Source organism: Kribbella sp. NPDC049584 (assembly GCF_040675555.1).
Taxonomy (GTDB): domain Bacteria; phylum Actinomycetota; class Actinomycetes; order Propionibacteriales; family Kribbellaceae; genus Kribbella.
The window spans coordinates 114,954-141,026 of sequence record NZ_JBFAPF010000008.1; the positions used below are offsets into that span (position 1 = coordinate 114,954).

The following is a 26,073-nucleotide window of genomic DNA, read 5'->3' on the forward strand; positions in this document are numbered from 1 at the left end:
CTGCCAGCTCCTACGCCGCGGACGACGCTTCGGAGCGGAGGATCTGGTCGAGGATCGCCGAGATCTCCGCGGTCTCGGCGTCCAGCAGGGTGATCAGCGCGACCCGGGACGTCTCCGTGCGCGCCTCCAGAGCCGCCGCGCTCAAGGCGCGCACGGTCCCCAACTCGTGTATCAGTTCGTCCCACAGAGCGTTCATCAACAAACCCCCATGATTCCCGTCGCAAACCCAGTACGACGTGCTTGATGCACGCCGAGCCCCCCGAGTTGGGGCTGACTTTGTGTCGAGAAGGCCTCACTTCTGTCAGCAGGTACAACGCGGCACCCCGGGCGCACGTTACGGATGTGTCAAGAATTTCCAGCTGTGCGGCGGAACGACGACCGCACCCTCCAGCGGGAACTCCGCGTCGGAGTCCGACACGTTGAGCAGGAGCAGCACCGATTCGTCGTCATGCTGGGCCCGCAACGCGATCGTCTGGTTGGTCACGTGCTCGACCTTCGTCCGAGCACGCGTGAGCCACGAGTGCCGTCGCCGCAGACCGATCAGCTCCTGGTGGAGGCGGTACGTCGGCCAGCCGTACGACGCCAACTCATCGGGCGTGTCCGGGAAAGCAGGGCGAATCGCATCGTCACCACCGACGCGGTCCTCCTTCAGCCCGCGGAACGCCTGCTCATCACCGGAGTAGATGCTCGGTACGCCGCCAACCGTGAACAGGATTGCGAGCGCATGACCGAGATGCCGCTCGTCCTCGAGACGGGTCGCGAGCCGTGTCACGTCGTGATTGCCGACGAATGTCTGCGGGACGAACGTGTCGAGCAGCGCGTTGTGCCGGCCCAACGCGTACGAGAGCTCGAAGAAGTTGCCGTCGTTCAGTGAGCTCCAGATCGCCTTCCACAGTTCGTACTGCGTGACCGAGTCGAGCCCGCTCTTCTCGACGTACTCGGCGTAGTCCCCGTGGATCACCTCGCCGAAGTACCAGGCATCGCGGTCTCGTGGCAGCACGGCTCGCCAGAACTCGGGCGGCACGGCGTACGCCGCGTCGAGGCGCCACGCGTTCACGCCGCGGTCGAGCCAATAACGAAGTACGTCGCCGACGTACTCCCCGACGGCAGGGTTGCTGTGGTCCAGGGCGACCAGGTGCTCGTGGCCCTCGAAGGTGGCGCCGTCGCTGCGGAACCACTCCGGGTGGACGAAGGAGCGGGCCACGTGGTTGAAGACACCGTCGAGGGCGATCCGCAGACCGCGATCATGCGCCTTGGCGACCAAGCGGTCGAAGTCGGCATCGTCACCGAGGCGAGGGTCGATGCGGAAGTGATCGATGGTGTCATAGCCGTGCGTCTCGGACGCGAAGATCGGACCGAGCAGGAGTCCGTTGCAGCCAAGCTCGATGGCATAGTCCAGCCAGTTCTCCAAGTGCGCCAGACGCGCGCCGGTGCGATCGGCCGTGAAACCGAGCGGGTAGATCTGCCACCAGATCGCGTGGTCAGCCCACATGTCTTCTCCTCAACAGCACAGTAGGAACGATCGCGATCAGGCAGCCGATCACGGTGTCGACAAGCCGGTACCCGACGGTCGAGAACTCCGGCGTACGGCCGAGGTCCATCAGCAGGACGACGAGCGGGGTCATGACGGTGGCATAAGCAGCGTAGTTGCGTTCCTTCAGCAACGGCCGCAATCCGGCCAGGACACTGACGACCGCCACGATCACCCATGGCGGTGGCACCCACAGGATGAGCCCGCCACCGAGCAGCACGCCGGCACAGGTCCCAGCGCAGCGTTGTGTTGCCCGAAGCAACGACCCGCCACGGCGACGTACGACGATCACCACAGCGAGTGCGATCCAGTACCCCTTGTCCTGGTGCCACAGCTGGCCTATCACTTCCGCAACAGCAAGCGCAGGAACCAACTGCACGGCGTACCGCCAGCCATCGAACTGCCGCACCTTCCCCCGCCACCGCCGCCACAACTGCCGGTACGTCGGCCGCGCGGCTTCCGGCTCGCTTGACGAGAACGCGAACCCCAGCACGATCGCCCACGCCACCCCGAGCGCGAACCAGCGAGCCACCTCCCACGGATCCGCCGCGCCCAATCCGGTCGCCATCACGAGAAACGTGACGAACCGCGCCGTCGCGTCCGCCATCCACCGGCTGAAGCCACCCACAACAGCAGCCACCGCCGCCAGCCCGACCACGCCGGCCGCACCACCCCATCCCCGCCCACCCAGCCAAACCCCCACCAGCGCGCCGACCGTCACAACCGCCCCAAGGCCACTTTGTGCACCGGCCAACCACAAGAACCGCCCGCGAACGGTTGGTGGGCGCCCAAGGTGCGGCATGGCCAGGGCGCCGAGCGCCGCGAAGGAGGCGTGGGCGAGGTGGTTGGTGGTGACGCCGTAGGTGATCGGAACAGCCATCGCGAGAGCCGCGGTAACCAACTGGGCCGGGACGACAGGCGTGTCCCGCGACCAGCGGATGAGGTGGACGCTCATAGTAAGCTGAGCTTAGCATTATTAAGCGTCACCACTGAGAGGATAGTAAGTGGAAGCTTATGAGACCGCAGTGGCGCTGAGGCGGACCAGCACTCGGCTGGCGCTGCGGCTGCGGGCTGAGCGGACCGGTGACGGGCTCGGGAGTACGGGCGTTGCCGTGCTGGGGCAGCTGCATCGGCGGGGAGCGTTGACGGCGAGCGAGATCGCGGCGGCCGAGCGGGTGCAGCCGCAGTCGTTGACGCGGGTGCTCGCGAGTCTCGAGGAGCAGGACCTCATCAAGCGGGAGCAGGACGCCCAGGACCGCCGGCGGCACACGATCGAACTGACCGACGACGGGCGGCAACTGCTCCGCGAACATATGAAGAGCTCCGACGACTGGCTGGCCGAAGCCATCGAAACCCGGCTCAACCCGACCGAGCGGGCGGTACTTCAGCTGGCAGCCGGGATCCTCGATCAGCTGCTCGACGGCTGACCGAAAGTGTGGCGGCGGATCCACGCGTGCATGGCGATCGCGGCGGCAGCGCTGGCGTTGATGCTCCGGGTCGAGCCGAATTGCGCGATCGAGAGGACGGCGGTGCAGATCGCGTGGGCATCGTCGGTCAGCCCGGGGCCCTCTTGACCGAAGAGCAGGACGCATTCGCGCGGTAGGTCGTAGGTCTCCAGCGGGACCGAGCCGGGCAGGTTGTCGATGCCGATGACTGGCAGTGCGTGCGCGGCGGCGTAGCCGGCCAGGTCGGCGAGCGTCGGCTGATGGCGGACGTGTTGGTAGCGGTCGGTGACCATCGCGCCGCGGCGGTTCCATTTCCGGTTGCCGACGATGTGCACCTCGGCCGCGAGGAAAGCGTTCGCTGTCCGCACGACCGAGCCGATGTTCAGGTCGTGCTGCCAGTTCTCGATCGCGACGTGGAACGGGTTCCGCTGCCGGTCCAGGTCTTCGACGATCGCCTCGAGCTTCCAGTACCGGTACTTGTCGACCACGTTGCGTCGATCACCCTCGGCGAGCAGCTCCGGGTCCAGCCGCGGGTCGTCCGGCCAATCACCCACCCACGGGCCGACGCCGACCTCGCTCGGCCCGACCATGTCCGCTCCCCGGAGGTCGCTGCTCAGCTCATGCACAGGTCGGGACGCTACCCTGTCCGCGTGCTTCCTCTTGTCGCGATGCTGATGCCGAACTGGATGGACCCGGAGTACCTCCTGAACTGGATGGGTAACTGGGCCCTCTGGGGCACGCTGATTGTGGTGTTCATCGAGTGCGGGGTGTTGTTCCCGATCCTGCCCGGTGACTCACTGCTGTTCGCGGTCGGCCTGTTCATCGCGCGCGGCACGATCGACGTGCCGCTGTGGCTGGCCTGCGTGCTGCTGACCGCGTCGGCATTCCTCGGCAACGTGTCCGGCTACTACATCGGCCGGTTCCTGGGGACGTCGCTGTTCCGCAATCCGAACGCCCGGTTCCTGAAACCGAAATACATCGAGCAGACGCACGACTTCTTCGAGCGGTACGGCCCGCGCGCGCTGGTGATGGCCCGCTTCGTGCCGATCGTCCGCACGTTCATCACGATCGTCGCCGGCGCCGGCCGGATGGACCCCCGCAAGTTCTTCCTCTGGACCGGAGTCGGCGCGCTGATCTGGGCACCCGGCATCACATTGCTCGGCCACGCACTCGGCAACGTCCGGTTCATCCACGACCACCTCGAGTCAGCCCTGATCCTGCTGGTGCTGGTCTCACTGATCCCTATGGTCGTCGAGTACTTCCTCGCCAAGCGCCGCAACCGCAACAACAACTCCGACGGCCCGGGCGCCGCGAAGCACGCCGCGCCGAAGCACGCCGTACCCAACGACTGAACGAACGACTGAACGTCAGTGCCCGAAGGGGAAGTGCGGGTCGGACCAGACGAAGTCGGTGCTGAGTAGCGACAGGTCGGCGACTTCGACCGGGCCGAGCAGCAGGGGCCCGAGCACCTGACCGGAGCCGAGTGAGCAGGCCACCCGGATCCGGTCTGCCGCCTGGTACCAGACCAGCGCCCCCCGTGGCGCCGCCCCTTCATGGAGCAGGTCGTGGTGGTTGAGCCAACCGACCGCATCGGCCGCATCGTGCCAACCGCTGTCGTGCGCATAGCCGAACGCCATCCGCTGGAACTTCAGCGGCCAGTCCTTCCAGGCCGCCGATCCGAGACGTTCCAGCTGCCAGTTCAGCGCCGCCTCGTTGTCCCGCGGGTTTGCCACCCGCGGGACGTTCGGGCGCTCCACGGCTACCTCCCCCCAGGCCATAGGTTCTCTCCCCCGATTCCCCCGAAAACCTCGGCCTGTGCCGTGGCATGGTCAGATCCTGTCCGACCGCGATACAGCCGCCGTACATTCGGCTCAGCCGGCCGCAACCCCTGTTTCAGACGCTGAGAGCAGCCGGCGACAGGCAGTTGCCGCGGCGTCGTTGCCCGCCTGCTGCCACACGCGCGCGGCGCGCTCGAGGGTACGGCGGGCGTTGTCGAGGCTGCCCGTGGACAGGTACAGCTCGCCGAGGTGCTGCGCCGCCTGGCCCTCGACACTGCGATCGCCCAGCCGGTGGCCGATGTCGATCGCGTCCAGCAGCGTCTTCCGCGCCGCGGCAACCTCACCGCGCTCCATCAACGCCTGTCCGAGGAGCGCCCGGGTGTACGCCGCACAGTGGTCGTCGCCCATCCCGTCGAAGATCGCCAGCGCCTTGCGCAGCTGCCGTACCGCCTCCTCATGCCGCCCTTGAGTGACGCGGAGCGCTGCAATGCGGCGTCGTACCTTGGCCTCCCGATGCGCGTCGGCCCGGCGTACCGCGATCAGGAACGCCTGCGCCAGAAGGCTCCTCGCGACATCGAGGTCGCCGCGGACCAGGTACACGTTCGCCGCCGCGGTGCGGGCCAGGGCCTCGGCGTTCCCGTTGCCGTCCTCGACGAACGCCTCGATCGCCTTCTCGTACTGCGCCAGGCCCTCGTCGCGCTGCCCGCGTTCGCGCAGCCACGTGCCGAGTCCGACGGCCACCACGCCCTCGCCGAGCCGGTCGCCCACCTCGGCGAACGCCTCCGCGGCCGCGTCGAAGTGCCGCCGCGCGTTGTCCCAGTCGTCCTGGTACACGGCGAGCTGCCCGAGGTTGCGGTGCATGATCGCCTCGCCGTGCCGGTCGCCGCACTCGATCGCACTGAGGAGACCCTGCTGGTGCGAGCTGTTCCAGTCGTCGAACCCGGCCCGTAGGTCCAGGTACGGCCCCCAGGCGGCCGCGATCCGCCACGCGTGGTCGTGCAACCCGTTCTGCGCCGCTGCCCGGATCGCCGGCACGAACGTACTGCGTTCGCTGTCCAGCCACGCGATCGCGTCCGCCTCGGTGAACGGTGACGGGTCCGGCGCCGTCAACGGCCCGGTGTGCTCGAGAACGCCGAAGTACTCGAACGACAAGGCGTCGTTCGCGCGGCGGATCTTGTTCAGGATCGCTTCGACCACAGTCTCGACGTCGCGGACCGCCTGCGCCTTCTGCTCGTCGTCACCGACGCCGAGCGCGTGCAGCCGCAGCAGGTCGTGGACGCGATAACGCGCCGTACCGCGGTGGTCCACCGAGCTGATCCGGACCAGATTGACCTCGATCAGCCGGTCCAGACTCCGCCGTACGGCGGCCGGCGACGCGACCGCCTCCAACGCACGGGCGGAGAAGACCCCGACCGCGAAGTGGCCGATCAGCCTGTACAGCCGGGCCTCTTCCGGACTGAGAGCGCCGTAGCTCAGGTCCGCACTGGTCCGTACGGCGAGCTCGCCGATGCTCAGCTCGTCCAGCCGCGACGTCTCGTCCCGCAACCGTCGCGCCAGCTCCCGCGCGCTCAGATCGGGCCGCTGCGCCAGTCGGCTGCCGACGATCCGGATCGCGAGCGGCAGGTTCGCGCACGCGGTCAAGATCTCCTCGGCTTCCGGCGACGACGCGTCGATCCGCCCGGACCCGGCCACCGACGACAGCAGTACTGCGGCCTCGCGGTCGTCGAACGTGTCGAGCGGGATGCTGTCTGCCCCGGCCAGATCCATCAGCCGGTTGCGACTCGTCACTACTACTGCCGACGCACCGGTACCGGGCATCAGCGGCGTGATCTGACCGGCCGCGGCGACGTCGTCGAGGATGATCAGCACCCGGCGGCTTGCCAGCTCGGACCGCAGCATCGCGGACCGGCGCTCCGGATCGGTCGGGATCGCGAAGTCCGGCAGGTTGAGGCTGAGCAGCAGATCGGTGAGTGCGGCGGCCGGATCGCGGGGCTGTGTCGCGCCGTGCATGTCCAGGTAGATCTGCCCGTCAGGGAAGTACTCCCGGACCAGATGGCCGAGCCGAACGGCCAGTGAGGTCTTCCCAGTCCCCGGTGCGCCCGAGATGACTGCGATCGGCGGCCGCACCGGGTCACGACCACAGACCAGATCCCGGAGCTGCTCCAGATGACTCTGCCGGCCACTGAAGTCAGGCAGGTCGAGCGGGAGCTGGCTCGGCGGCCGGACCGGGTCGGTCAGCTCAGGCGCGGCCATCGGTCCGGGCTGTGCAGCCGGCCCGGGACGGTCCGCAGTACGGTCCGCGGGGATGCCCGGGTTGGGCCAGTTGGCCGAGCGGCCGTTCACCGCGCGTGCACCGGCGGCCTCCAGCTCCGGACCGGGCTTGATGTCGAGCTCCTCGGCGAGCGTCTGCACCGCCTTCTGGTACGCCGCGCGCGCCTCACCGACCCGGCCGGCCGCGACGAGCGCGTCGACCAGGCGCCGCCAGAGCTGCTCGTCGTACGGATCGTCCGTGAGACGGGCACTGAGCAGCACAGCCGCCCCGCTCGCGTCGCCGTACTCGAGCCGCAGGTCCAAGAGGTTGTCGACGAGGCCGCGGTGCTGCGCCTCCAGGCGGGCGATCGAGCCCTCCCACGCCGCGGGCATCGGCAGATCGTCTAGCGGACGGCCGCGCCAGAGCGAGTACGCACGGGACAGGACCTGCATGGCCTGCCGGCCGTCACCGGCGTCTCGCAGGTGGCCGCCCTCGGCCAGCAGCGACTCGAACAGGCTCGCATCGAGCTCGTCGACGCCCACCTCGATGCTGTAGCCCGCAGCCGAGGTGTCGATCGGCGCGGGCAGCCCGGCGTCTTGCAGCACGCCACGCAGGGCGCGGACATACGTCCGGATGTTCGCAGTGGCCGAGCGCGGCGGACTGCTCTCCCAGAGCGCGTCAGCAATCAGATCGGTCGAGACGAACCGGTTCGGGTGCAGGAGCAGGGTCGCCAGCAGTTGACGCGGTTTGGCGGCCTTCAGCGGCTGGCCCTGGACGTGAACGAGGCGCAGAGGTCCGAGGATCCCGTACCTCAGACTGTCCACTCGTCCGACCTCTCCACTCTTGAATCGGCCTATCGTGTCATCCGGTCGCACCCTGCGGAAGCCCGATGTACGCCGGATGTATCTCGCTGCGGCACTGTTGACACAGGTACCGGGGGGAGGGCAGGCCCGGGCGTGGCGACTTGACCGCCGTCACACCGGGTCTGGCACTGGGAGAGAGAGTCCGGGGTCGGGGGTCCTGGGCTACGGGGAACCGGTGCCTACTGGCCACCGGTGAATGGCGGCTGACCGTCCTGCGGAGCGGGGGAACCCGCAGACGGCCCGCCCACCGGTGGCTCTCCCTGTCCCTGGCCCTGGCCCTGGTACGGCGGCTGGGCCGGCGGCTGCTGGTATCCGCCCGGGATCGGCTGCGGCGGCGACTGGTAGTTGCCCTGGTCACCCGGCATCTGCGGGTGGATCTGCCCCGACGACGGCGCGCCCGGCTGCATCTGCGGCGGCGCCTGCTCGCCCGCGACCGACCCGATCGTGCCGAACGAGACCTGCGGTACGGCGCGGACCTGCTCGTCCTTGACCTCGAAGTACCCGGCCTTCTCGAACTTGAAGCCGCCCGCGATCAGGTTCGACGGGAACGCCTCGATCCGGGTGTTGTAGTCGCCGACGTTCGCGTTGTAGAAGCGGCGGCCGGCGGCGATCCGGTCCTCGGTGTCGGTCAGCTCGCGCTGGAGACCGAGGAAGTTCTGGTTCGACTGCAGCTGCGGGTAGGCCTCGACCGAGATCATCATCTGACGCAGTGCGCCGGACAGCTGACCCTCCGCCGCGGCCCGCTGCTCCGGGGTCGCGCCCTGCACGTTCACCGCCTGGGTACGCAGCCGGGCGACCTCCTCGAACACGTGCCGCTCGTGCGCGGCGTATGCCCGGACGGTCTCGACCAGGTTCGGGATCAGGTCGTAGCGGCGGTGCAGCTCGACGTCGATCTGCCGCCAGGATTCCTGGATCAGGTTCCGTTGCTTGACGAACCGGTTGTACGACGTGATCAGCATGATCGCCAGAATGACGAGCACCGCGACGATCACGATGATGACCCAAACCATGGCAAGCTCCCGAGTGTTGGCAGTGCTGCCTGCGACTCTACGGGTAGCCGGGTCCGCCAGGTGGTTACTGCACGCGGGGATGCATCAGCTCAGACCCAGGTCCTCGAGTCCGAACACGGACCGGTACTCCAGGCCCTCCGCCTCGACCCGCTCCTGGGCGCCGGTCGACCGATCCACGATCACCGCGACCGCGACGACCTCGGCACCTGCCTCGCGCAACGCCTCGACCGCGGTCAGCACCGATCCGCCGGTCGTCGAGGTGTCCTCGACGGCGAGCACCCGCCGGCCCTTCACGTCCGGCCCTTCGATCCGTCGCTGCAGACCGTGCGTCTTCTCTGCCTTCCGTACGACGAACGCGTCGAGCGTCCTACCCTGCTGAGCAGCGGCGTGCAGCATCGACATCGCCACCGGGTCGGCGCCGAGCGTGAGGCCGCCGACAGCGTCGTACTCCAGGTCCTTGGTCAACTCGAGCATCGCCGGGCCGATCAGCGGCGCCGCGGCCGCGTCCAGAGTGATCCGCCGCAGGTCGACGTAGTAGTCGGCTTCCTTCCCCGACGCCAACGTCACGCGCCCATGCACGATCGCCTTGCTTTTGACCTGCTCCAGCAGTCCGTCCCGGTCGTAGCTCATGGGCCTTGAGCTTAGAACACGCGTGAACTCACGACTTCTTCTGCACCTTGACCAGGTGGCCGAAGGCAACTGAGCGGTCCGGGGAGTGGAAGAGGTCCTGGCAGGTGGTGAGGGTGATGATCGAGGTGGTCGGGGCGTCGCGTTTGCCGGGGACCGGGTCGAGGACCCAGATGTCGGTCGGTTTGACGGTCAGGTCGCGGGGCGAGCCGTCGAGTTCGTAGGTGTAGACGGCGTCCTGCGTTTCGACGACGACCTGGTCGCCCTTCTGGAGTTCTAGCAGCTTGCGGAACGGCGAACCGTGCGTGACGCGATGCCCCGCGATCGCGAAGTTGCCGGGCTGGCCCGGCAGCTGGGTGTGTGGATAGTGCCCGATCCCGCGCGCCAGGTCGTCCGCGTCGACACCCTCGACGACCGGCTTCTCCCAGTCGGCGCCGAACCGCGGGATCCGCAACAGCACAAACGCCTTCCCGGTCGACGGCGATGCGGTCGACGGCTTCACGGTCTTCCCAGCCGCGGGCGCCTTCCACTGGTTGCGCAGCGAATCCTCGGCCTTGCCCATCTGATGGTTCGAGCTGATACCGGTCCCGAAGTACTGCCACCCCACCCACCCGAGCAGCCCGACCCCCGCGACGAGGAACACGATCCCGAGTCCCCTGACTACTCCCCGCATGCAGACAAGTATGCAGTTCGGCTGCAAAGGCTGTGTACGACGTGTCGATGGACGGCGATGGTTGCCCGGGACGACGATGTGGGCATGAAGGCGCTCGTGAAGGCTGAGGCCAAGCCCGGTCTGTGGTTGCAGGATGTTCCGGAGCCGAAGATCGAGGCCGACGAGGTCCTGATCAAGGTCCTCCGCACGGGCTTGTGCGGCACCGATCTGCACATCCAGAACTGGGACCCGTGGGCGCAGAAGAACGTGCCGGTGCCGATGGTCACCGGGCACGAATTCTGCGGTGAGGTGGTCGAGATCGGCGTCGGTGTCCGCGATGTCGCGGTCGGCGACCTGGTCAGCGGCGAAGGTCACCTGGTCTGCGGCCGCTGCCGCAACTGCCGGGCCGGCCGGCGCCACCTCTGCATCAAGACGCGCGGGCTGGGCGTCCACGTGCCGGGCGCGTTCGCGGAGTACGTCGCTCTGCCGGCGACGAACGCGTGGGTGCACAAGGATCCGGTCGACCTCGATGTCGCCGCGATCTTCGACCCGTTCGGCAACGCCGTACACACGGCCCTGTCGTTCCCGCTGGTCGGCGAGGACGTGCTGATCACCGGCGCGGGCCCGATCGGCGTCATGGCCGCCGCGGTCGCGCTGCACGCCGGCGCACGGAACGTGGTGATCACCGACCTCTCGGAGTACCGCCTCGACCTCGCGCGGAAGATCGGCGTCACCCGCGCGGTGAACGTCGGCGAGGAGACGATCGCGCAGGCGCAGCAGAGCCTCGGGATGCGCGAGGGATTCGACGTCGGGATGGAGATGTCCGGTCAGCCGGCCGCACTGCGCGACATGCTCGCGAACATGACGCACGGCGGGAAGGTCGCGATGCTCGGCCTGCCGTCGGACGAGATCGCGATCGACTGGGGCACGGTCGTGCTCAACATGCTGACGATCAAGGGCATCTACGGCCGGGAGATGTTCGAGACCTGGTACTCGATGTCGGTAATGCTCGAGCGGGGGCTGGACCTGACGCCGGTGATCACCCACCGGTTCGGGTACGGCGACTTCGAGCGCGCCTTCGACGTGGCGCGCGCAGGGCAGTGCGGCAAGGTGATCATGGACTGGACGGCTGAATCTCTGGAGGAGAAGCACTGATGTTCGGACGGATGCGGGACGACCTGACGGCGACCATCGGCGAGATCCGGGACGCCGGGCTGTACAAGTCCGAGCGAGTGATCACCTCACCGCAGCAGTCGCTGATCTCGGTTGCGTCAGGCAACGAAGTACTGAACTTCTGTGCGAACAACTACCTCGGGCTGTCCGACCACCCGGAGGTTGTCGCAGCGGCCAAGGAGGCCCTCGACCGATGGGGTTTCGGGCTCTCCTCGGTGCGCTTCATCTGCGGCACCCAACAGATCCACAAGGATCTGGAAGGTGCCCTGAGCAAGTTCCTCGGCACTGAGGACACCATCCTGTACAGCTCCTGCTTCGACGCGAACGGCGGACTCTTCGAGACCCTGCTAGGCGCCGAGGACGCGATCATCTCCGACGAGCTCAACCACGCCAGCATCATCGATGGCGTCCGGCTCTCGAAGGCCAAGCGCTACCGGTACAAGAACCGCGACATGGCCGATCTCGAGGCCCAGCTCAAGGATGCCGCCGACGCGCGGTACCGGCTGATCGCGACCGACGGCGTGTTCTCGATGGACGGGTACGTCGCCCCGCTCGACGAGATCTGCGACCTGGCGGAGCGGTACGACGCGCTCGTGATGGTCGACGACTCGCACGCGGTCGGCTTCGTCGGCCCGGACGGCGCCGGGACGCCGTCGTTGTTCGGCGTGAAGGACCGGGTCGACATCGTCACCGGCACGCTGGGCAAGGCCCTCGGCGGCGCGTCCGGCGGTTACGTCTCCGCCCGCCGCGAGATCGTCGAGCTCCTCCGGCAGCGCTCCCGCCCCTACCTGTTCTCGAACTCCCTCGCACCGTCGGTCACCGCCGCTTCTCTGAAGGCCTTGGAACTCATCGGCACCTCCAGCGCCCTGCGCGACAAACTGGCCGCCAACACCCAACTCTTCCGGACCAAGATGACCGAGGCGGGATTCGACGTCCTCCCTGGAGACCACCCGATCTCTCCCGTCATGATCGGCGACGCCGCCGAAGCCGGCCGGCTGGCCGACAAGCTCCTCGACCTCGGCGTCTACGTCATCGGCTTCTCCTACCCGGTCGTCCCGCAGGGCAAGGCCCGCATCCGGGTCCAACTCTCGGCGGCGCACTCCACCGCGGACGTCGAACGCGCCATCGCCGCCTTCATCGAGGCCCGGGCGGCCCTGGCGGGGTAGCCGCCTCCGGGCGCGGCTGTCCGAGGGCTTGTTCGAGCCGCGCGGCGACCGCGTCCAGGTCCGGTGGCATCGTGATCGGCGTGGCGGAGGCCAGCAGGTTCTCGATGTCGCCGCGGGCTGCCCGGACGGCGTCCCGAAGGGTGCGGGCCCGGGTGCCGGCGGCTTGATCGGGCGCCGACTGTTCGAGTGCGGTGAGCTTGTCCTCGGCCGTCACGACCCGGCTGGACTCGACGTTCCACGCGCCGGCGGCTTGGGCCGTCGAAGGCTGCCGGCGGAGCTCGGGGACAAGCACGCGGGCGAACCACGCCACCTCTGCCTCACCGGACGCGAGGTCGTCGCGCCAGGCCTGACGACGCCGCGACCTGACTATCAGCGGAATCCCCACCGCGAGCGCAACCGCGATCATCCCCAGCACCCACCACAGCCAGGTAGGCCCCCCGCCTGTCTCGGCCGAGGTGGGCTGTGTCGAGGAGGTGGTCGCCGCCGACGGCACGGCCGACGCTGTCCGGGTCGCCGTCGTGGTCTCGGTCTGCGTGGCCTTCCTCGTCTCTGTGGCCCTGGTCGTCTCGGTCTCGGTGGCCCTGCTCGTCTCTGTCTTCGTCGCCCTGGTGGTCTCCGTCTCCGTCTGCGTCTTGGTCGTTCTGGAAGTCTCCGGCTCGGTTGGCGCGGACGTCGTTGCAGCCGGTTTCTCCGGGCGTTCGGGCGTACGAGTCGCACTCGGGAGTGTTGCGGTCACCGAGGCCGGCGTACGCGTCGACGAGCCGGACGGCCGTTCGCCGGACCCGCCACAGGACACGAGCAGGAACGCCGCCAGCACCAGACCAACCGCTCGCGTCATCAGTGGCCACCCATCCCCTCCGGCTCGGTGGTGCGCGGCTTCCGCTTTCATGACGAAGATCCCACCTCCGGCGCAGGGCCCGACTCATCCCGGCGGGGCGATATGCGGACGGCCCACTGTCCGACTTGTCGGTCCACACAGGCAGGATGTGGACATGTCGGTTCTGAGCGCGAAGGCGATCAATCGGGCGACGTTGGCGCGGCAGGTGTTGCTCGAGCGGGACAGTGTGCCCGCGGCGGATGTGATCGGGCAGTTGGTGGGGATGCAGGGGCAGGAGCCCAAGCATCCGTACGTCGGGTTGTGGTCGCGGATCACCGGGTTCGAGGAAGCTGAGCTGGATCGGGCAGTCAATGACCGCACAGTCGTCCGGGCGACGATGTTTCGGGGCACGCTGCATCTCGTGACAGCGGCCGACTTCCTGCGGTTTCGGTCCACGGTGAGTCCAGTGCTAGAGGCTGGGTTGAAGGTGCTGGGCGATCGTGGCGCGGGCCTGGAGCCGGACAAGGTCGTCGCGGCGGCGGAGAAGTTGCTGGCGAAGGAACCGTTGACCTTCACCGAGGTGCGGGACGCGTTGCAGAAGCAGTTCCCGGAAGTGAACGAGCGGGCGCTCGGGTTCTGCACGCGGATGCTCGTGCCGCTGGTGATGTATCCGGCGGACGTGCGGTGGTCCTGGACGGCGAACTCGCGGTTCACGCCGGCCGAGGAGTGGATCGGGAAGAAGCTGCACAAACGCGCCGAGCCTCTCGAACTGGTGACGCGCTACCTCCGAGCCTTCGGACCGGCAACGCCCGCGGACTTCCAGACCTGGTCCGGATTGCAGAAGGCCAAGTCGTTGTTCGACGAGCTCGATCTGGAGACGTTCACCGACGAGGCCGGCAAGACGTTGTACGACGTACCGGACGGACCGCGTCCCGATGAGGACACCCCGGCGCCGGTGCGGTTCCTGCCAGAGTTCGACAACGTGCTGCTCTCGCACGCGAAACGGGAGCGGATCATCGCCGACGAGCACAAGCCGCGCGTCTTCACGAAGAACCTTCGCGTCAAGGCGACGTACCTCGTCGACGGGCTGGTCGCCGGGCTCTGGACGGCCGAGAAGAAGCGTGGTGTGGCAACTCTCACGCTCACGCCGTTCGGCAAGCTGCTGAAGAAGACGCAGGCCGAGTTGGAGCGTGAGGGCGGCGCACTGATCCGTTTTCTGGAGCCGGATGCCAAGACCCATGAAGTGGTTACTGCCGGTTAATGAGGTTGTTGTCACACGTCGGATGACTGGGCCAGAAACCCTTTGCCGGGTGGAATGGGCAGATGAGCACAGTCCCCTCCATCACTCTGGACAACGGCGTCGAGATCCCGCAGCTGGGCCTGGGGGTCTGGCAGGTCGAGGACGAGATCGTCGCCGACGTGGTGACCACGGCGTTCGAGACCGGCTACCGGCACATCGACACCGCCGCGGCGTACCGCAACGAAGCCGGTGTCGGGCGTGCCATCGCCGCGTCCGGCCTGCCCCGTGACGAACTGTTCATCACCACCAAGCTGCAGAACAGCGACCAGGGCTACGACTCCACGCTGGCCGCGTTCGACAAGAGCATCGACCAGCTCGGTCTCGAGTACGTCGACCTGTACCTGATCCACTGGCAGTGCCTGAAGAAGGACAAGTACGTCGACACCTGGAAGGCGTTCGAGCAGCTGTACGCCGACAAGCGGATCCGCGCGATCGGCGTCTCGAACTTCCACGAGCCCGCGCTACGACGGATCTTCGAGGAGACCACGATCCGCCCCGCGGTGAACCAGATCGAGCTGCACCCGGCGCTGCCGCAGGACGGGCTGCGCGCGTTCAACGCCGAGAACGACATCATCACCGAGGCGTGGAGCCCGCTGGCGTCCGGCGAGCTGATCGACAACGCGGCGCTGAAGACGATCGGCGCGAAGTACGGCAAGTCGGCGGCCCAGGTGATGATCCGCTGGCACCTGCAGCTCGGCAATGTGGTGATCCCGAAGTCCAGGACCGCAGCCCGGATCAAGGAGAACTTCGAGGTCTTCGACTTCCGCCTCGACAACGACGACATGGCAACGATCGCCGACCTCGAAACCGGCGTCCGCACCGGCGGCGACCCGGACGTCTTCGGCTAGACACCCCCTAAATCAGCTCGAGGAAGCGTTCCAGCACCGGCGAACGGTTGTCCGGTGACCAGGCTACGGACAGTGGCCACGGCGGCAGGTCGTCGGACAACTCGCGGTAGACCACGGCGTCCGGGTTGGTCGGTGGGGTCGGGCTGATCAGTAGGGAGACCCCGAGACCGGCCGCGACCAGCGCAACGATCGTCTGGACGTCGGCGGCCTGCTGGATTCGCGGGGTGAATCCGGCCGCCCGGCAGAACCCGATGATTGTGTCGTGCACGACGGGCCCACTCGGCCGCGAGTAGAACACGAACGGCTCGTCCGCGAGCTCCGCGAGCCGCAGCCGCTTCCGCCGAGCCAACCGATGCCGTGCCGGCAGCACCGCCACCAGCGAATCCTCGGCGACCACCCGGGACGCAAGTCCCGGCGACAACCGCACCGCCGCCGTCGCGTCGGCCGGCGCCGTCGGCCGCAGCAGCCCGACGTCGATGCGCCCGTCCCGCAGGGCCTCGGTCTGCCGAAGTGTCGTCCACGACTCCAGATCGAGCACAACCTCGGGATACGCCCGTCGGAACGCGCCGAGGATCCGGGGCAGCGGCTCGAAGGTTGCCGACTGCACGAATCGCAGCCGCAGCGTCCCGAGCTCACCGCGTTGCGTCCGCTGCGCCGCGCGGACCGCTTCTTCCGACCGGCGCAGCAGGTCCCTGGCCTCGGCCAGGAACGTCGCCCCGGCAGCCGTCAGCACGAACCGCCGCTTCACCCGGGCGAACAACTCCACGCCCAGATCGCGTTCCAGCGCCGCGATCTGCCGGCTGAGCGACGGCTGGGTCAGATGCAGCCGCGTCGCCGCACGCCCGACGTTCATCTCCTCGGCCACCACCACGAACGACCTGAGCTGCCGTAGTTCCATGACCCAATCATGCATCAGGAACATCAACTCCGCGCAGAAGTTTCATTGGACGTATCAATGCCGCGGTTCCTAGGGTCGAAGTGTCGAAAGGAACCGCCATGCAGTACATCCCGTTCTCGATGATCAAGTCGATCCACGAGCAGACCCACTCCGCCATGCCGGGCGCCCCGCTCCGGCCATATGTCCCGAAACGCCACCCGATCCGCGACGCCGTACGGCGCTGGCGGGAACGCCGTACGCCGGCTCCGCGGCCCGTCGAACTGACCCTGATCGCATCTCCGGCGGCCCCATGCGAAGCTGAGGTCCGTGATCGAGGTACGACGCCTACGGGTGTTGCGCGCGCTGGCTGACCACGGGACCGTGACCGCGGCGGCCGAGGTGCTGCATCTGACGCCCTCGGCCGTCTCGCAACAGCTGGCAGCCCTGGAGTCCGAGGTCGGCCAGGAACTGCTCGAACGCCGCGGCCGCCGGGTCGCGATCACCTCGGCCGGCCGCCTGCTCCTCGAACACACCGACACCATCCTCACCGAGGTCGAACGCGCCGAGGACGCGATGCGCCTGCACGCGAACGGCGCCAACGGAGAGGTCCGCATCGTCGCCTTCGCCACCGCGATCACGCTGCTCGTCGCACCGGCCCTCCCCCGGTTGCGGGAGACGACTCCCGGCCTCGATCTCGTCGTACGCGATGCCGAGGGCCACGAAGGCATCACCCACCTGCTCGACGGCGACGCCGACCTCGCGATCGCCGTCGAGCACCGCGGTTCACCCCGCCCCGACGACCGCCGCCTGGTCCGGATCCCCTTGTACGCCGAGCCTTTCGTCGCCGTCCTACCGCCGACGCACCCGGCCGCGGATCAGGACCGCATCGAGCTCGCGATGCTCGCGAACGACGACTGGGTGATGACCGCGCCGGGCAACCCGATCCGCGACGTCGTCGTCCTCGCCTGCGAGCAGGCCGGCTTCCAGCCGCGGATCGTCCACCAGTCCGACGACTTCCGTGCCGTCGCCGCCCTCGTCGCGGCAGGCGGCGGGGTCTCGCTCGTCCCGCGCCTCGCCGTACCGGAGCCGACGCTCGCACTGATCCGCCCGCTCCCCGACCCGGTGCCGACCCGCCGCGTGTACGCCGCCGTCCGCGCGAGCCGCGCCGACCACCCGCTCATCACCGCCACCCTCGACATCCTGACCGAGGTCGCCGAGAAGCTCTGACCACCTGTCTCAACGGTCGAGTGCGAGTCGCTGCTGAGGCACGGCCGCCCGCAGCTCGGCGGTGGCCGCGACGGTGGCGGGACCGGCCGGTGTCCGGATCGTCCCGCGGCCGACCCAGTTGGTGATGTTGGTGACCATGGTGGTCACCGCCCGCCGCGAGGCGACCGACGGCGTGGGGATTCGCAGGTTCGACGGGCAGCGGCGGAGCAGGAAACAGCTGTAGGTGAAGGTAGAGCCGTTGAACACCCGGGCACCTGACGGCGCGATGAAGACCGTCGCGTGCATCGGTGCCGACTTGCCGTCCAGCCGGCAGATAGCGCGGCCGCTCGCGGCGATGCCCAGCCCTGGATGCTTGTACAAACCCGGCCAGACATAGTCGACCTCGCCAGCCAGGAAGCCCGGCAGGACGGTTCCGGCCGCGACCCCCTGGAACAGCCAACCACGCCCGGTGGTGAGGCTGTTGCCGGCAACGCCGCACACGTACTCCGCACCGAGCAACGGCTGGGACGCGTAGGCATCACCGAGATAACGCCAGAGCGTCGAACTCCCGCCGGCGGTGTACCGATCGATGTCCCAGGCCCTTCGCGTGCTGTCCGTGAACGTGATCCGCCGGTACGCCGCGTTGGCGCCGAAGTTGCCCACGTTCACACCACGCTTGATCGCCTGACTGAGGGAAGCCCGCATCCGCAGCGAGTAGTACTCGTCATGCCCCGGCAGGAAGATCGTCCCGGCCCGTGCCACCAGTTGACCGCCGAACTGATCCAGGTCGTTGTCGGTCCAGTAGGTGACGTCGAATCCGCTGGCCTCCGCCCAGAACACGAGCCCGTACTCCAACCCCAGGAACTCACCGGACCCCTGGCCCTCCGCGTACGGACGGTTGAAGGTCAGCCGGCCAGAGCCTGTCGTAGCACTGCTGTAGAAGCTCCGGCCGCCGTACCAGTTGTACGCCTGCCACGTGGTGGTCGCCTGCTGGATGAGCAGCGCGTGCTTTCTTCCCGTGTCGTCGCGAACTGTCAACGGCACGTAGGACGCGTACCCTCCACCGCTGACCCGGATGAGATAGGTGCCGGGCACCCAGGCCGCAGTCACCGGAATGGTCAGCGTCTTGGTCCAGTTCGCCGCGGACGCCATCCGCAGCGGATGGCCGTTGGCGGTGCCACCGACGGTCGGTGCCGGCTGAACGACGGTCGGTACGCCGTCACGACGCCAGATCTCCCGCGCACCGAGACCCTGGTAATACCCCATCCGGTAAGCCACGACGCTGACCGGTCTGCCGGACGTGACCTTGAGGTCGACGGTGCTTCCGCACGTCGCGGAGACCTTGGTCAGGTAGGCCGCCAGCGGGCCGTTCAGGGATACCGGGATGACCCAGGCGGCGGTGCCCGCCTTGGCGTTCTCCACGGACGTCGCCGGCCAGACGGACGGGCAGCCCGCCGGCCTCACGGGGAACGAGCCGGCTGCGATCGTGGGCATCGGTGCGGGCGGCGCGATGAGCGCCAGGCTTCCCGTACCCGCCATCATCTGGGCACCGGTCGAGGCCGTGGCTGTCATCCCCAGCCTCATGACGCCGCCGTATTTGGACAGGACGACTCCGTAGATCGGAATCGCCAGTCGTGCGCCGGCGCCGACGGTGCGCCGGGAGCGCGGTCTCCAGGTCGCGTAGCCGCTGGAGATCGACAGCGTTCCGTTGATGCTCGTCAGCGCTCCTGACGCGCCGGTCGGCAGCTTCATCCGGACCGAGCTCAGGATGCCCGTCCGGCCCACAGTGCCGGCATAGGTGAGCGTTGTCTTCTGACCGGGGATCGGCTTGGTCGCATTGATGCGGACATTGGCCGGGCGGGTGAACGTTGCGCTGCCCGCGGACAGTACGTTTCCCGCGGTAGTCGTCGCCCTGAAACTCAGTGTCCACGGCCCACCGCTCGGCAGCAGCACGCCGTAGAACGGAATCGAGAAGCGGGCACCGACGGCAATGCCCAGGGTCTTGGTCGGTCGCCACTGCAGCACGCCCGGCGAGATCGTGCGGACCGTGGCGTTGGCCGAGGTGATCCGCCCACCTGAACCCTTCGGGATCGTGACCACGATGTAGCGCAGGGTTCCCGCTCGGGTCGCCGTGGCTCGGTAGCTCAAGGTCGTCGTGCCGTTCGATGCCACCGTCCCCGAGATCGCGACATCGGCCACGACCGCCATTGCCGGTCCGGCGGCGACCGTCATTGTTGCCGAGGCCAGCAGAACAGCCATGACGACTGACGTCGTCCTCCGCAGACGCAGGACACCGGTGACGTGCATGGTTCCTCCCCCCGCCGCAGCGGAGGCGTGAACGCCCCGTCGGTCATCCTCCGCCTGCACTCGCTCCGCCCACCCCTGACCGGTCCGCAAGTGCTCGGCTGATTCTCAGCATCACACAAGCTCAGCGATAGCTCCAGTGGCTGAAAGACCTTGTTTAGTTGGCAATGACAACGGTCTTTCGAAAGACTGCGGCGTTGTCGATCGCGCCGAGCAGGTACGCCGCGACGTCGGCTCGCGTCATCGAGAATCCGCCGCGCACGGTCCCTTCGGTGTTGCTGCGGACCGTCCCCTTCGCGGCGCCGTTGGTCAATCGCGCCGGACAGACGATGGTCCAATCCAGCTCGCTGGCACCGACGACGGCCTCCATCCGGCGAGCGTCAGCGAACGACTCCCGCAGGACCCGCTGCAGGATCGGCTTCACGACGTACTTCGTGATCGGGTCGTCGCCTGTGCTGTGAATGCCCGCCACACTCACCGCGAGGAACCGTCGTACCTCGCTTTCGCCCATCGCTTGCAGGATGCTCTGCGCGCCGTCGGTGAGGACCGTGCTGGAACCTGACGGGCGAGGACCGAGTGCGGAGAGCACGGCGTCGTGTCCTTCCAGGACCGGCGCGATCGCCTGCGGGTTCATCACGTCAGCGGTCACCACATCAACCAGTCCGCCGGTGACGCCGGCCCGCGCGGCGACCAGCCGGAGCTCGGGTAGTGCCACCTGGAGACTCGATCCTTCGCGGACGACCGCGGTGATTGCGTGCCCGGCCGCCACGCCTTGGCGCACCAACTCGGTCCCGATCCGGCCCGACGCTCCGAACACCACCAGCTTCATCGTCAACCCCTCCAGGTTAGTAAACACTCACTCACCATGGTTAGTGAACACTCACCAACCTGTCAAGATAGGCTGCCGCCCATGGGGACGAGAGACGACATCCTGGACGCGGCCGCGGAGGTGCTGCGGACGCAAGGATTCGCCCGGGCCACGACCAAGTCGATCGCCCAGGTCTCCGGGTACTCCGAAGCCGCGCTCTACAAGCATTTCGCGGACAAGGCCGCGATCCTGCTCGCCGTGATGCACGAGCGGATGCCCACGCTCCCCGGTTCACTCAAGGAGCTGATCGGCAGCCCGGGTTCGGCGACGGTCCACGCCAACCTGATCCGACTGGCCGGGATCGCCATCGACTTCTACATCGAGGGTTTCCCGATCCTGGTGTCGCTGTTCTCGTCCCAAGACCTTCTCACCGCGCATCGCCGGCGTCTGCAGGAATTGGACGCGGGGCCGCACAAAGCGCAGGAGGGTCTGGTCCGCTACCTGCAGGAAGAGCAGAAGCTCGGCCGCGTCCGTCGTACCGCGGATGTCGGTGCCGCCGCGGCACTCCTGTTCGGGGCGTGCTTCCAGCGCGGCTTCGAGGTCAACTTCTCCGGTGTCACGCCGTCCGTCGAGGAGCGCAACGCCTACGCCGGCGCGCTCGGCAGGACGATCTACGAATCCCTGCGCCCGAACCCGCTCAAGCGCGGCGTCGGCCGTCCAGGCCCACGGTCGAGACCCGCGCGATGAGCGCTCGCGGGATGAAGCGGGTCCCGGCGACGATCAGCTTGTAGCGGCGGCTCGGGATCGAGATCGCCTTGCCGCGCATCAGGTCCTTCCAGGCCTCGTCGACCAGATCGGCCGCGTCCAGCCACATGAACGACGGGATCAGCGACTTGTCCATCCCCATCCGCTCGTGGAACTCAGTGTGCACGAACCCCGGGCACAACGCCATCACGGCGACGCCCTTCGCGTGCAGTTCGAGCGCGAGGCCGGCCGAGAAGTTCGTCACCCAGGCCTTGTGCGCGCTGTACACGTTGCGCTGCAGGAATCCGGCCACCGACGACACGTTGATCACCGCACCGGAACCGCGCTCGATCATCGGCAGGACGGCCGCGTGCGTGAGCCGCAGTACGACGCGAACGAGCAGATCCAGCTGCTTCTCCTCGACGTCGACCGGGTTCGCCCAGAACGGCTTCTTCTGCCCGAAGCCGGCGTTGTTCACCAGCACCTCGATCGGACCGGTGCGGAACCGCTCCTCGACCCGGGCCAGATCGTCGGCGTCGGTCAGGTCGGCGGCCAGCACCTCGCACTCAACCCCGTGCAGCCGGGTGATGTCGGCGGCGACCTCCTTGAGCTTGGCCTCGTCCCGCGACACCAGCACCAGGTCGTAGCCCTCCAGCGCCAGCTTGCCCGCGAACGCACGGCCGATCCCGGTCGCCGGCCCGGTGACAAGCGCAGTCGGCATGTTCTCCGTCCTCCCTCACGGGGCACTGTGTACTACCACCCTCAGTCTGTCACCTACGCTGGTCGAGTGCTGGCGGACATCGACACGTGGGTTCTCGATCTCGACAACACCCTGTATCCCGCCCGCTCCGCGCTGGCCGAGCAGCTCACCCACGGCATCCTGTCGACGATCGCGCAGTACTACGGGACCGACCTCGCCGGCGCCCGCCGCATCCAGGCCGATCTGGTGGCGGAGTACGGCACCTCGCTGCGTGGCGCGATGGTGACCGGGACGATCGACCCGCACGAGTTCCTCGGCTTCGAGCGCCGCATCGACTACTCGGTGATCGGCCCGGATCCCTTGCTGGCGGAGGCGCTCACCTCGCTCCCCGGCCGCCGGTACGTGTACACGAACGGCTCGGCGTACCACGCCGAACAGGCACTCAGGCGCCTCGGCCTGATCGACTGCATCGACGGCGTCTTCGACATCCTCGCCGGCGACCTGATCCCCAAGCCGTACGCCGAGAGCCTGGACGCGTTCCTCAAGCTGTACGGCGTCGATCCGGCCCGCGCCGCGATGTTCGACGATCTCGAGGTGAACCTCGCGCTGCCGCACGAGCGCGGGATGACCACGGTGTGGGTGTCCGAGGGGGCGGCGTACGAGCAGGTGGCCGAACGCCGGTGGCGGACGACCGACCTCCGGACCTTCTTGGGCGCGCTTGACGTCTGATGAATCGCACGTCTGCTGCCGCGCGCCAGGCGGACGATCTTGGGATGTGACCGGAAATGGTCTGAGGACTTACGCTTCGGGGAGGAGGTGACGAATGGCTGCCACGGACAAGGCGCTGGCCGGTCTGCGTCAGATGATCGCGTCGGGCCAGCTCGGGCCGCGGGCGAAATTCCCGCCGGAGCCCGAGCTGTGCGACTACCTGGGGGTGTCCCGCAGTTCGTTGCGCGAGGCGGTGCGGTCGCTGGCCGCGCTCGGTGTGATCGAGTCCCGGCACGGATCTGGCACCTACGTCTCGGCGCTCGACCCGGCCTCGATCATCAGCCGGTTCTCGCTGTCGGTCGAGCTGATCCCGCTCGAGGGCGTGCTCGAACTGCTGGAGGTACGCCGGGTGCTCGAGTCGCATGCCACCGCCGCCGCGGCTGCTCGCCAGGACCCCGACCTAGCCGCCAAGCTGAGCGAGATCCTCGACCGGCTCGAGTCGACCACCGACGCGACCGAGATCCAGTTCCTCGACGCCGCGTTCCACGGCGCGATCTGCTCGGCCGGCGGCAACCCGACGGTCACCGCGCTCACCGACGTGATCCGCGGCCGCGGCGGCCATTACCGGATCTTCGAGCCCGGCGCCGACTTCAACGCGATCAAACTGACGAGCGACCGCGGCCACCGAGCCATCCTGTCCGCGATCGAAACCCGCGACCCGGCGGCCGCCGCCACCGCGGCCTCCGCGCACATCGCGCAGACCGAACTCTGGCTCCGCGCCCTCCGCCCCGAACCCCAGCCCGACCTGCCATGAGCTGGACGCTGCGCCCCGCCGAACCATCCGACCTCGAGGACCTGGTCGAGCTTAGGGCGGTCGTCATGCGCCCGGACCTCGAGCGCCTCGGCCGGTACGACGCGGATCGCGTCCGGCAACGGCTACGCGACGGGTTCTCGCCCGAGCACACCCAGATCATCGAGGTCGGCGGCGAGCTCGCCGGCTCGATCGCCGTGAGGCCGGCTGAGGATCGCCGGTGCCTGGAGCACTTCTACCTGGCCCCACAGCACCAGGGCCGGGGACTCGGTTCCGCAGTACTGCGGACCGTTCTGGATCGCACCGACGGGATCGTCTGGCTGAACGTCCTGCAGGGCAGCCCGGCGCGCAGGCTGTACGAGCGCCATGGCTTCGTCGTGGAGAGTGAGGACCCGGTCGACATCTTCATGGTCCGGAAATTTCTCTGACCTGTCGAGATCTTGCGCGCAGATCGTCGGGTGCATAACCTCCAGACAATTCGTCCGGAGGGGATCCGCCAATGTCCCGTTCACGCTTGCTCACGGTCGCCGGTGCGACCGCACTCCTCGGTGCCGTCCTCGTAGCTCAACCAGCCGCCGCGCACCCGGCGCCGCGGATCACGCGGGCCGGGCTCGATCCTGCCCTGGTCGCCGGCCGCGGCGCCGACGTACCGTTCGTCGAGCAGGAGGCGGAGAACGCCGTCTTCACCGGTGAGAAGATCGGCCCGGGGCGCGACGCGTACACGCTCCCGGCTGAGGCCTCGGGGCGGACCGCCGTACGGCTGCAGCCCAAGCAGTACGTCGAATTCACGCTGACCCACCCGGCGAACGCGCTGACGTTGCGGTACAGCATCCCGGACGCGCCGGGCGGTGGCGGGATCACCGCGCCGCTCGACGTCTCGGTCGACGGGAAGTACAAGCGGACGATGACGCTGACGTCGCAGTACGCCTGGCTCTACGGCATGTATCCGTTCTCCAACGACCCGAACGTCGACCCGATCCCGGGCTGGTGGAAGCCCGAGCCGGACCCTGTCGCCAAGCCCTTCCGGCCGAACCACTTCTACGACGAGCAGCGCGTGATGCTCGACCGCACGTATCCGGCCGGCGCGCGCGTCCGGTTCGCCGTACCTCGGGCGACTGCCGCAGCGTGGACCGTGCTCGACGTCGCCGACTTCGAGCTGGTTCGAGCGCCTCTCAAGCAGCCCGATCGCTCGTTGGACGTCCGGCTGTTCGGTGCGGACCCGACCGGTCGGCACGACGCGGCGTCGGCGATCGAGCGCACGATCGCCGCCGCTCAACGGATCGGCTGGTCGGTGTTCATCCCGGCCGGCACGTTCCAGGTCAATCGGCACATCGTCGTCGACAAGGTGACGATCCGCGGCGCCGGCAACTGGTGGACGATCATCAAGGGCAAGGTCCTTCCGCTGGCCGAGCCCGCGCCGGACAAGTCCGTGCACAGTGCGCCCGGGTTCTACGGCAAGTACGCCGCGGACGGCGGGAGCACCGGCGTACATCTGTCGGACTTCGCGATCGAGAGCGATGTCCGCGAGCGGATCGACACCGATCAGGTGAACGGGATCGGCGGTGCGATCGGCGGCGGTTCGACGATCGAGAACCTGTACCTGCACCACACCAAGGTCGGCATCTGGCTCGACGGGCCGATGGACGGGCTGCTGATCCGCAACAACATCGTCACCGATGCCGTTGCCGACGGCATGAACCTGCATCTTGGCGTGTCCAACGTTCGGGCGACCAACAACTTCGTGCGCAACAGCGGCGACGACGGGCTGGCGATGTGGTCGGAGTCGAACGCGGACGGTCTCGTGAACCACAACAACGTGTACGACCACAACACCGTCCAGACGCCGGTGCTTGCGAATGACATCGCGATCTACGGCGGGCGCGACAACGCGGTGACCGACAACCTGGTCGCGGACCCGATCCGCGAGGGCAGCACGCTGCATGCGGGTTCGCGGTTCAACGCGACGCCGTTCGAGGGCACGCTCACGTTCGCCCGCAACACCACCGTCCGTGGCGGTCCGCGGGATCTGAACTGGGACATCGGCCTCGGCGCGATCTGGCTGTACGCCTTGCAATCGACGATGTCCGGGACGATCGAGATCACCGACAGTTCGTTCCTGGATTCGACGTACAACGCGATGATGTTCGTCGTCGACTGGCCGGTTAAGGACGACTACGCGATCACGAACGTTGCCGTCCGCAACATCAAGGTCGACGGCACCGGGACCAACGTGGTGAACGCCCGGGTCGGCGGCTGGGCGACGTTCGAGAACGTCGACGCGCGCAACGTCGGCGCGCCGTTCGTCAACAACTGCGGGACGTTCCACTTCAACGGGCCGCCGGAGTTCGAGGTCCGCGACCTGGGTGGCAACGACGGCGGCTGGACCGGCGCGATGTGGTGCGAGGACCGCCCCGCCGTCGTACCACCCCCGCCGCCGTCACCCTGGAATTGAGG

27 protein-coding genes are annotated in these 26,073 nt (G+C 68.1%); 13 read left to right on the top strand and 14 right to left on the bottom strand.

Features of this window, described 5'->3' with window-relative positions:
- Window positions 1–10: 10 nt before the first annotated feature.
- From AB0J62_RS25955 to AB0J62_RS25965, 3 genes are all read right to left on the bottom strand, one after another.
- Window positions 11–196 (bottom strand): hypothetical protein, encoded by a 186-nt coding sequence (locus tag AB0J62_RS25955; protein WP_130442589.1) that lies wholly within the window; start codon window positions 194–196, stop codon window positions 11–13.
- 138 nt (window positions 197–334) lie between these two features.
- Window positions 335–1,492 (bottom strand): alpha-amylase family protein, encoded by a 1,158-nt coding sequence (locus AB0J62_RS25960; protein WP_363876225.1) that lies wholly within the window; start codon window positions 1,490–1,492, stop codon window positions 335–337.
- Entirely contained in the window at window positions 1,482–2,486 is a 1,005-nt protein-coding gene (locus tag AB0J62_RS25965; RefSeq protein WP_363876228.1) for an FUSC family protein, read from the bottom strand. Before AB0J62_RS25965 ends, AB0J62_RS25960 begins: the two co-directional genes overlap by 11 nt.
- 49 nt (window positions 2,487–2,535) lie before the next feature.
- On the opposite strand from AB0J62_RS25965, the gene AB0J62_RS25970 reads away from it, so the two are divergent.
- Window positions 2,536–2,958 carry a MarR family transcriptional regulator gene (locus AB0J62_RS25970; RefSeq protein WP_363876231.1) on the top strand — a complete coding sequence of 141 codons (423 nt, stop codon included), beginning with the start codon at window positions 2,536–2,538 and terminating at the stop codon, window positions 2,956–2,958.
- On the opposite strand, the gene AB0J62_RS25975 is transcribed toward AB0J62_RS25970, so the two are convergent.
- Window positions 2,940–3,566, bottom strand: a complete 627-nt coding sequence (locus tag AB0J62_RS25975) for a TrmH family RNA methyltransferase (RefSeq protein ID WP_363877018.1) — start codon at window positions 3,564–3,566, stop codon at window positions 2,940–2,942. The two genes, AB0J62_RS25970 and AB0J62_RS25975, sit on opposite strands and share 19 nt — an antisense overlap.
- A gap of 60 nt (window positions 3,567–3,626) precedes the next feature.
- On the opposite strand from AB0J62_RS25975, the gene AB0J62_RS25980 reads away from it, so the two are divergent.
- A complete protein-coding gene (locus tag AB0J62_RS25980) occupies window positions 3,627–4,328 on the top strand; it encodes a DedA family protein (protein ID WP_363876234.1) in 702 nt (233 codons plus the stop codon).
- 15 nt (window positions 4,329–4,343) lie between these two features.
- Here AB0J62_RS25980 and AB0J62_RS25985 read toward each other — a convergent pair whose 3' ends face one another.
- The 5 genes from AB0J62_RS25985 to AB0J62_RS26005 form a co-directional block, all read right to left on the bottom strand.
- Window positions 4,344–4,754 carry a hypothetical protein gene (locus AB0J62_RS25985; RefSeq protein WP_363876237.1) on the bottom strand — a complete coding sequence of 137 codons (411 nt, stop codon included), beginning with the start codon at window positions 4,752–4,754 and terminating at the stop codon, window positions 4,344–4,346.
- Between the two features lie 93 nt (window positions 4,755–4,847).
- Window positions 4,848–7,829, bottom strand: a complete 2,982-nt coding sequence (locus tag AB0J62_RS25990; RefSeq protein ID WP_363876240.1) for a BTAD domain-containing putative transcriptional regulator — start codon at window positions 7,827–7,829, stop codon at window positions 4,848–4,850.
- A gap of 218 nt (window positions 7,830–8,047) precedes the next feature.
- Window positions 8,048–8,878, bottom strand: a complete 831-nt coding sequence (locus AB0J62_RS25995; protein WP_363876243.1) for a LemA family protein — start codon at window positions 8,876–8,878, stop codon at window positions 8,048–8,050.
- 84 nt (window positions 8,879–8,962) lie between these two features.
- A complete protein-coding gene (pyrE, locus tag AB0J62_RS26000; protein WP_134110441.1) occupies window positions 8,963–9,508 on the bottom strand; it encodes an orotate phosphoribosyltransferase in 546 nt (181 codons plus the stop codon).
- Window positions 9,509–9,536: 28 nt separating this feature from the next.
- The gene (locus AB0J62_RS26005; RefSeq protein ID WP_363876247.1) at window positions 9,537–10,178 is read right to left on the bottom strand and encodes a class E sortase; all 642 of its coding nucleotides are present in this window, start codon (window positions 10,176–10,178) and stop codon (window positions 9,537–9,539) included.
- 84 nt (window positions 10,179–10,262) lie between these two features.
- On the opposite strand from AB0J62_RS26005, the gene tdh reads away from it, so the two are divergent.
- Window positions 10,263–11,312 (top strand): L-threonine 3-dehydrogenase, encoded by a 1,050-nt coding sequence (tdh, locus tag AB0J62_RS26010; protein WP_363876250.1) that lies wholly within the window; start codon window positions 10,263–10,265, stop codon window positions 11,310–11,312.
- A complete protein-coding gene (locus tag AB0J62_RS26015) occupies window positions 11,312–12,496 on the top strand; it encodes a glycine C-acetyltransferase (RefSeq protein WP_363876253.1) in 1,185 nt (394 codons plus the stop codon). The genes tdh and AB0J62_RS26015 overlap by 1 nt, the downstream gene beginning before the upstream one ends.
- Here AB0J62_RS26015 and AB0J62_RS26020 read toward each other — a convergent pair.
- Window positions 12,465–13,334 carry a hypothetical protein gene (locus AB0J62_RS26020; RefSeq protein WP_363876256.1) on the bottom strand — a complete coding sequence of 290 codons (870 nt, stop codon included), beginning with the start codon at window positions 13,332–13,334 and terminating at the stop codon, window positions 12,465–12,467. The two genes, AB0J62_RS26015 and AB0J62_RS26020, sit on opposite strands and share 32 nt — an antisense overlap.
- Window positions 13,335–13,488: 154 nt before the next feature.
- On the opposite strand from AB0J62_RS26020, the gene AB0J62_RS26025 reads away from it, so the two are divergent.
- Together AB0J62_RS26025 and AB0J62_RS26030 are read left to right on the top strand one after the other, a co-directional pair.
- Window positions 13,489–14,574: a winged helix DNA-binding domain-containing protein gene (locus tag AB0J62_RS26025; RefSeq protein ID WP_363876259.1), complete on the top strand. Its 1,086-nt coding sequence runs from the start codon at window positions 13,489–13,491 to the stop codon at window positions 14,572–14,574.
- Window positions 14,575–14,636: 62 nt separating this feature from the next.
- A complete protein-coding gene (locus AB0J62_RS26030; protein WP_363876262.1) occupies window positions 14,637–15,461 on the top strand; it encodes an aldo/keto reductase in 825 nt (274 codons plus the stop codon).
- A gap of 7 nt (window positions 15,462–15,468) precedes the next feature.
- On the opposite strand, the gene AB0J62_RS26035 is transcribed toward AB0J62_RS26030, so the two are convergent.
- Window positions 15,469–16,359, bottom strand: a complete 891-nt coding sequence (locus tag AB0J62_RS26035) for a LysR substrate-binding domain-containing protein (protein WP_363876265.1) — start codon at window positions 16,357–16,359, stop codon at window positions 15,469–15,471.
- 98 nt (window positions 16,360–16,457) lie between these two features.
- Here AB0J62_RS26035 and AB0J62_RS26040 point away from each other — a divergent pair, with 98 nt between their 5' ends.
- Together AB0J62_RS26040 and AB0J62_RS26045 are read left to right on the top strand one after the other, a co-directional pair.
- On the top strand, window positions 16,458–16,709 hold the full coding sequence (locus AB0J62_RS26040; protein ID WP_363876268.1) for a hypothetical protein: 252 nt from the start codon (window positions 16,458–16,460) through the stop codon (window positions 16,707–16,709).
- Window positions 16,666–17,565, top strand: a complete 900-nt coding sequence (locus tag AB0J62_RS26045; RefSeq protein WP_363876271.1) for a LysR family transcriptional regulator — start codon at window positions 16,666–16,668, stop codon at window positions 17,563–17,565. Before AB0J62_RS26040 ends, AB0J62_RS26045 begins: the two co-directional genes overlap by 44 nt.
- Window positions 17,566–17,574: 9 nt before the next feature.
- Here AB0J62_RS26045 and AB0J62_RS26050 read toward each other — a convergent pair whose 3' ends face one another.
- Both AB0J62_RS26050 and AB0J62_RS26055 read right to left on the bottom strand, forming a co-directional pair.
- The gene (locus tag AB0J62_RS26050) at window positions 17,575–19,803 is read right to left on the bottom strand and encodes a N,N-dimethylformamidase beta subunit family domain-containing protein (protein ID WP_363876275.1); all 2,229 of its coding nucleotides are present in this window, start codon (window positions 19,801–19,803) and stop codon (window positions 17,575–17,577) included.
- A 202-nt stretch (window positions 19,804–20,005) separates the two neighbouring features.
- Window positions 20,006–20,677 (bottom strand): NAD(P)-binding oxidoreductase, encoded by a 672-nt coding sequence (locus AB0J62_RS26055; protein ID WP_363876278.1) that lies wholly within the window; start codon window positions 20,675–20,677, stop codon window positions 20,006–20,008.
- An 81-nt stretch (window positions 20,678–20,758) separates the two neighbouring features.
- Here AB0J62_RS26055 and AB0J62_RS26060 point away from each other — a divergent pair, with 81 nt between their 5' ends.
- The gene (locus tag AB0J62_RS26060; protein ID WP_363876281.1) at window positions 20,759–21,403 is read left to right on the top strand and encodes a TetR/AcrR family transcriptional regulator; all 645 of its coding nucleotides are present in this window, start codon (window positions 20,759–20,761) and stop codon (window positions 21,401–21,403) included.
- Here AB0J62_RS26060 and AB0J62_RS26065 read toward each other — a convergent pair.
- On the bottom strand, window positions 21,354–22,121 hold the full coding sequence (locus AB0J62_RS26065) for an SDR family oxidoreductase (RefSeq protein ID WP_363876284.1): 768 nt from the start codon (window positions 22,119–22,121) through the stop codon (window positions 21,354–21,356). The two genes, AB0J62_RS26060 and AB0J62_RS26065, sit on opposite strands and share 50 nt — an antisense overlap.
- Before the next feature lie 66 nt (window positions 22,122–22,187).
- Between AB0J62_RS26065 and AB0J62_RS26070 the strand changes: the two genes are divergently transcribed.
- The 4 genes from AB0J62_RS26070 (at window position 22,188) to AB0J62_RS26085 (ending at window position 26,071) form a co-directional block, all read left to right on the top strand.
- A complete protein-coding gene (locus AB0J62_RS26070; protein WP_363876287.1) occupies window positions 22,188–22,829 on the top strand; it encodes a pyrimidine 5'-nucleotidase in 642 nt (213 codons plus the stop codon).
- A gap of 94 nt (window positions 22,830–22,923) precedes the next feature.
- Window positions 22,924–23,622 (top strand): FCD domain-containing protein, encoded by a 699-nt coding sequence (locus AB0J62_RS26075; protein WP_363876290.1) that lies wholly within the window; start codon window positions 22,924–22,926, stop codon window positions 23,620–23,622.
- Window positions 23,619–24,047: a GNAT family N-acetyltransferase gene (locus tag AB0J62_RS26080; RefSeq protein ID WP_363876293.1), complete on the top strand. Its 429-nt coding sequence runs from the start codon at window positions 23,619–23,621 to the stop codon at window positions 24,045–24,047. The genes AB0J62_RS26075 and AB0J62_RS26080 overlap by 4 nt, the downstream gene beginning before the upstream one ends.
- 71 nt (window positions 24,048–24,118) lie before the next feature.
- Window positions 24,119–26,071, top strand: coding sequence for a glycosyl hydrolase family 28-related protein (locus AB0J62_RS26085; protein ID WP_363876296.1), 1,953 nt, complete (start codon window positions 24,119–24,121; stop codon window positions 26,069–26,071).
- The last annotated feature ends 2 nt before the right edge of the window (window positions 26,072–26,073 follow it).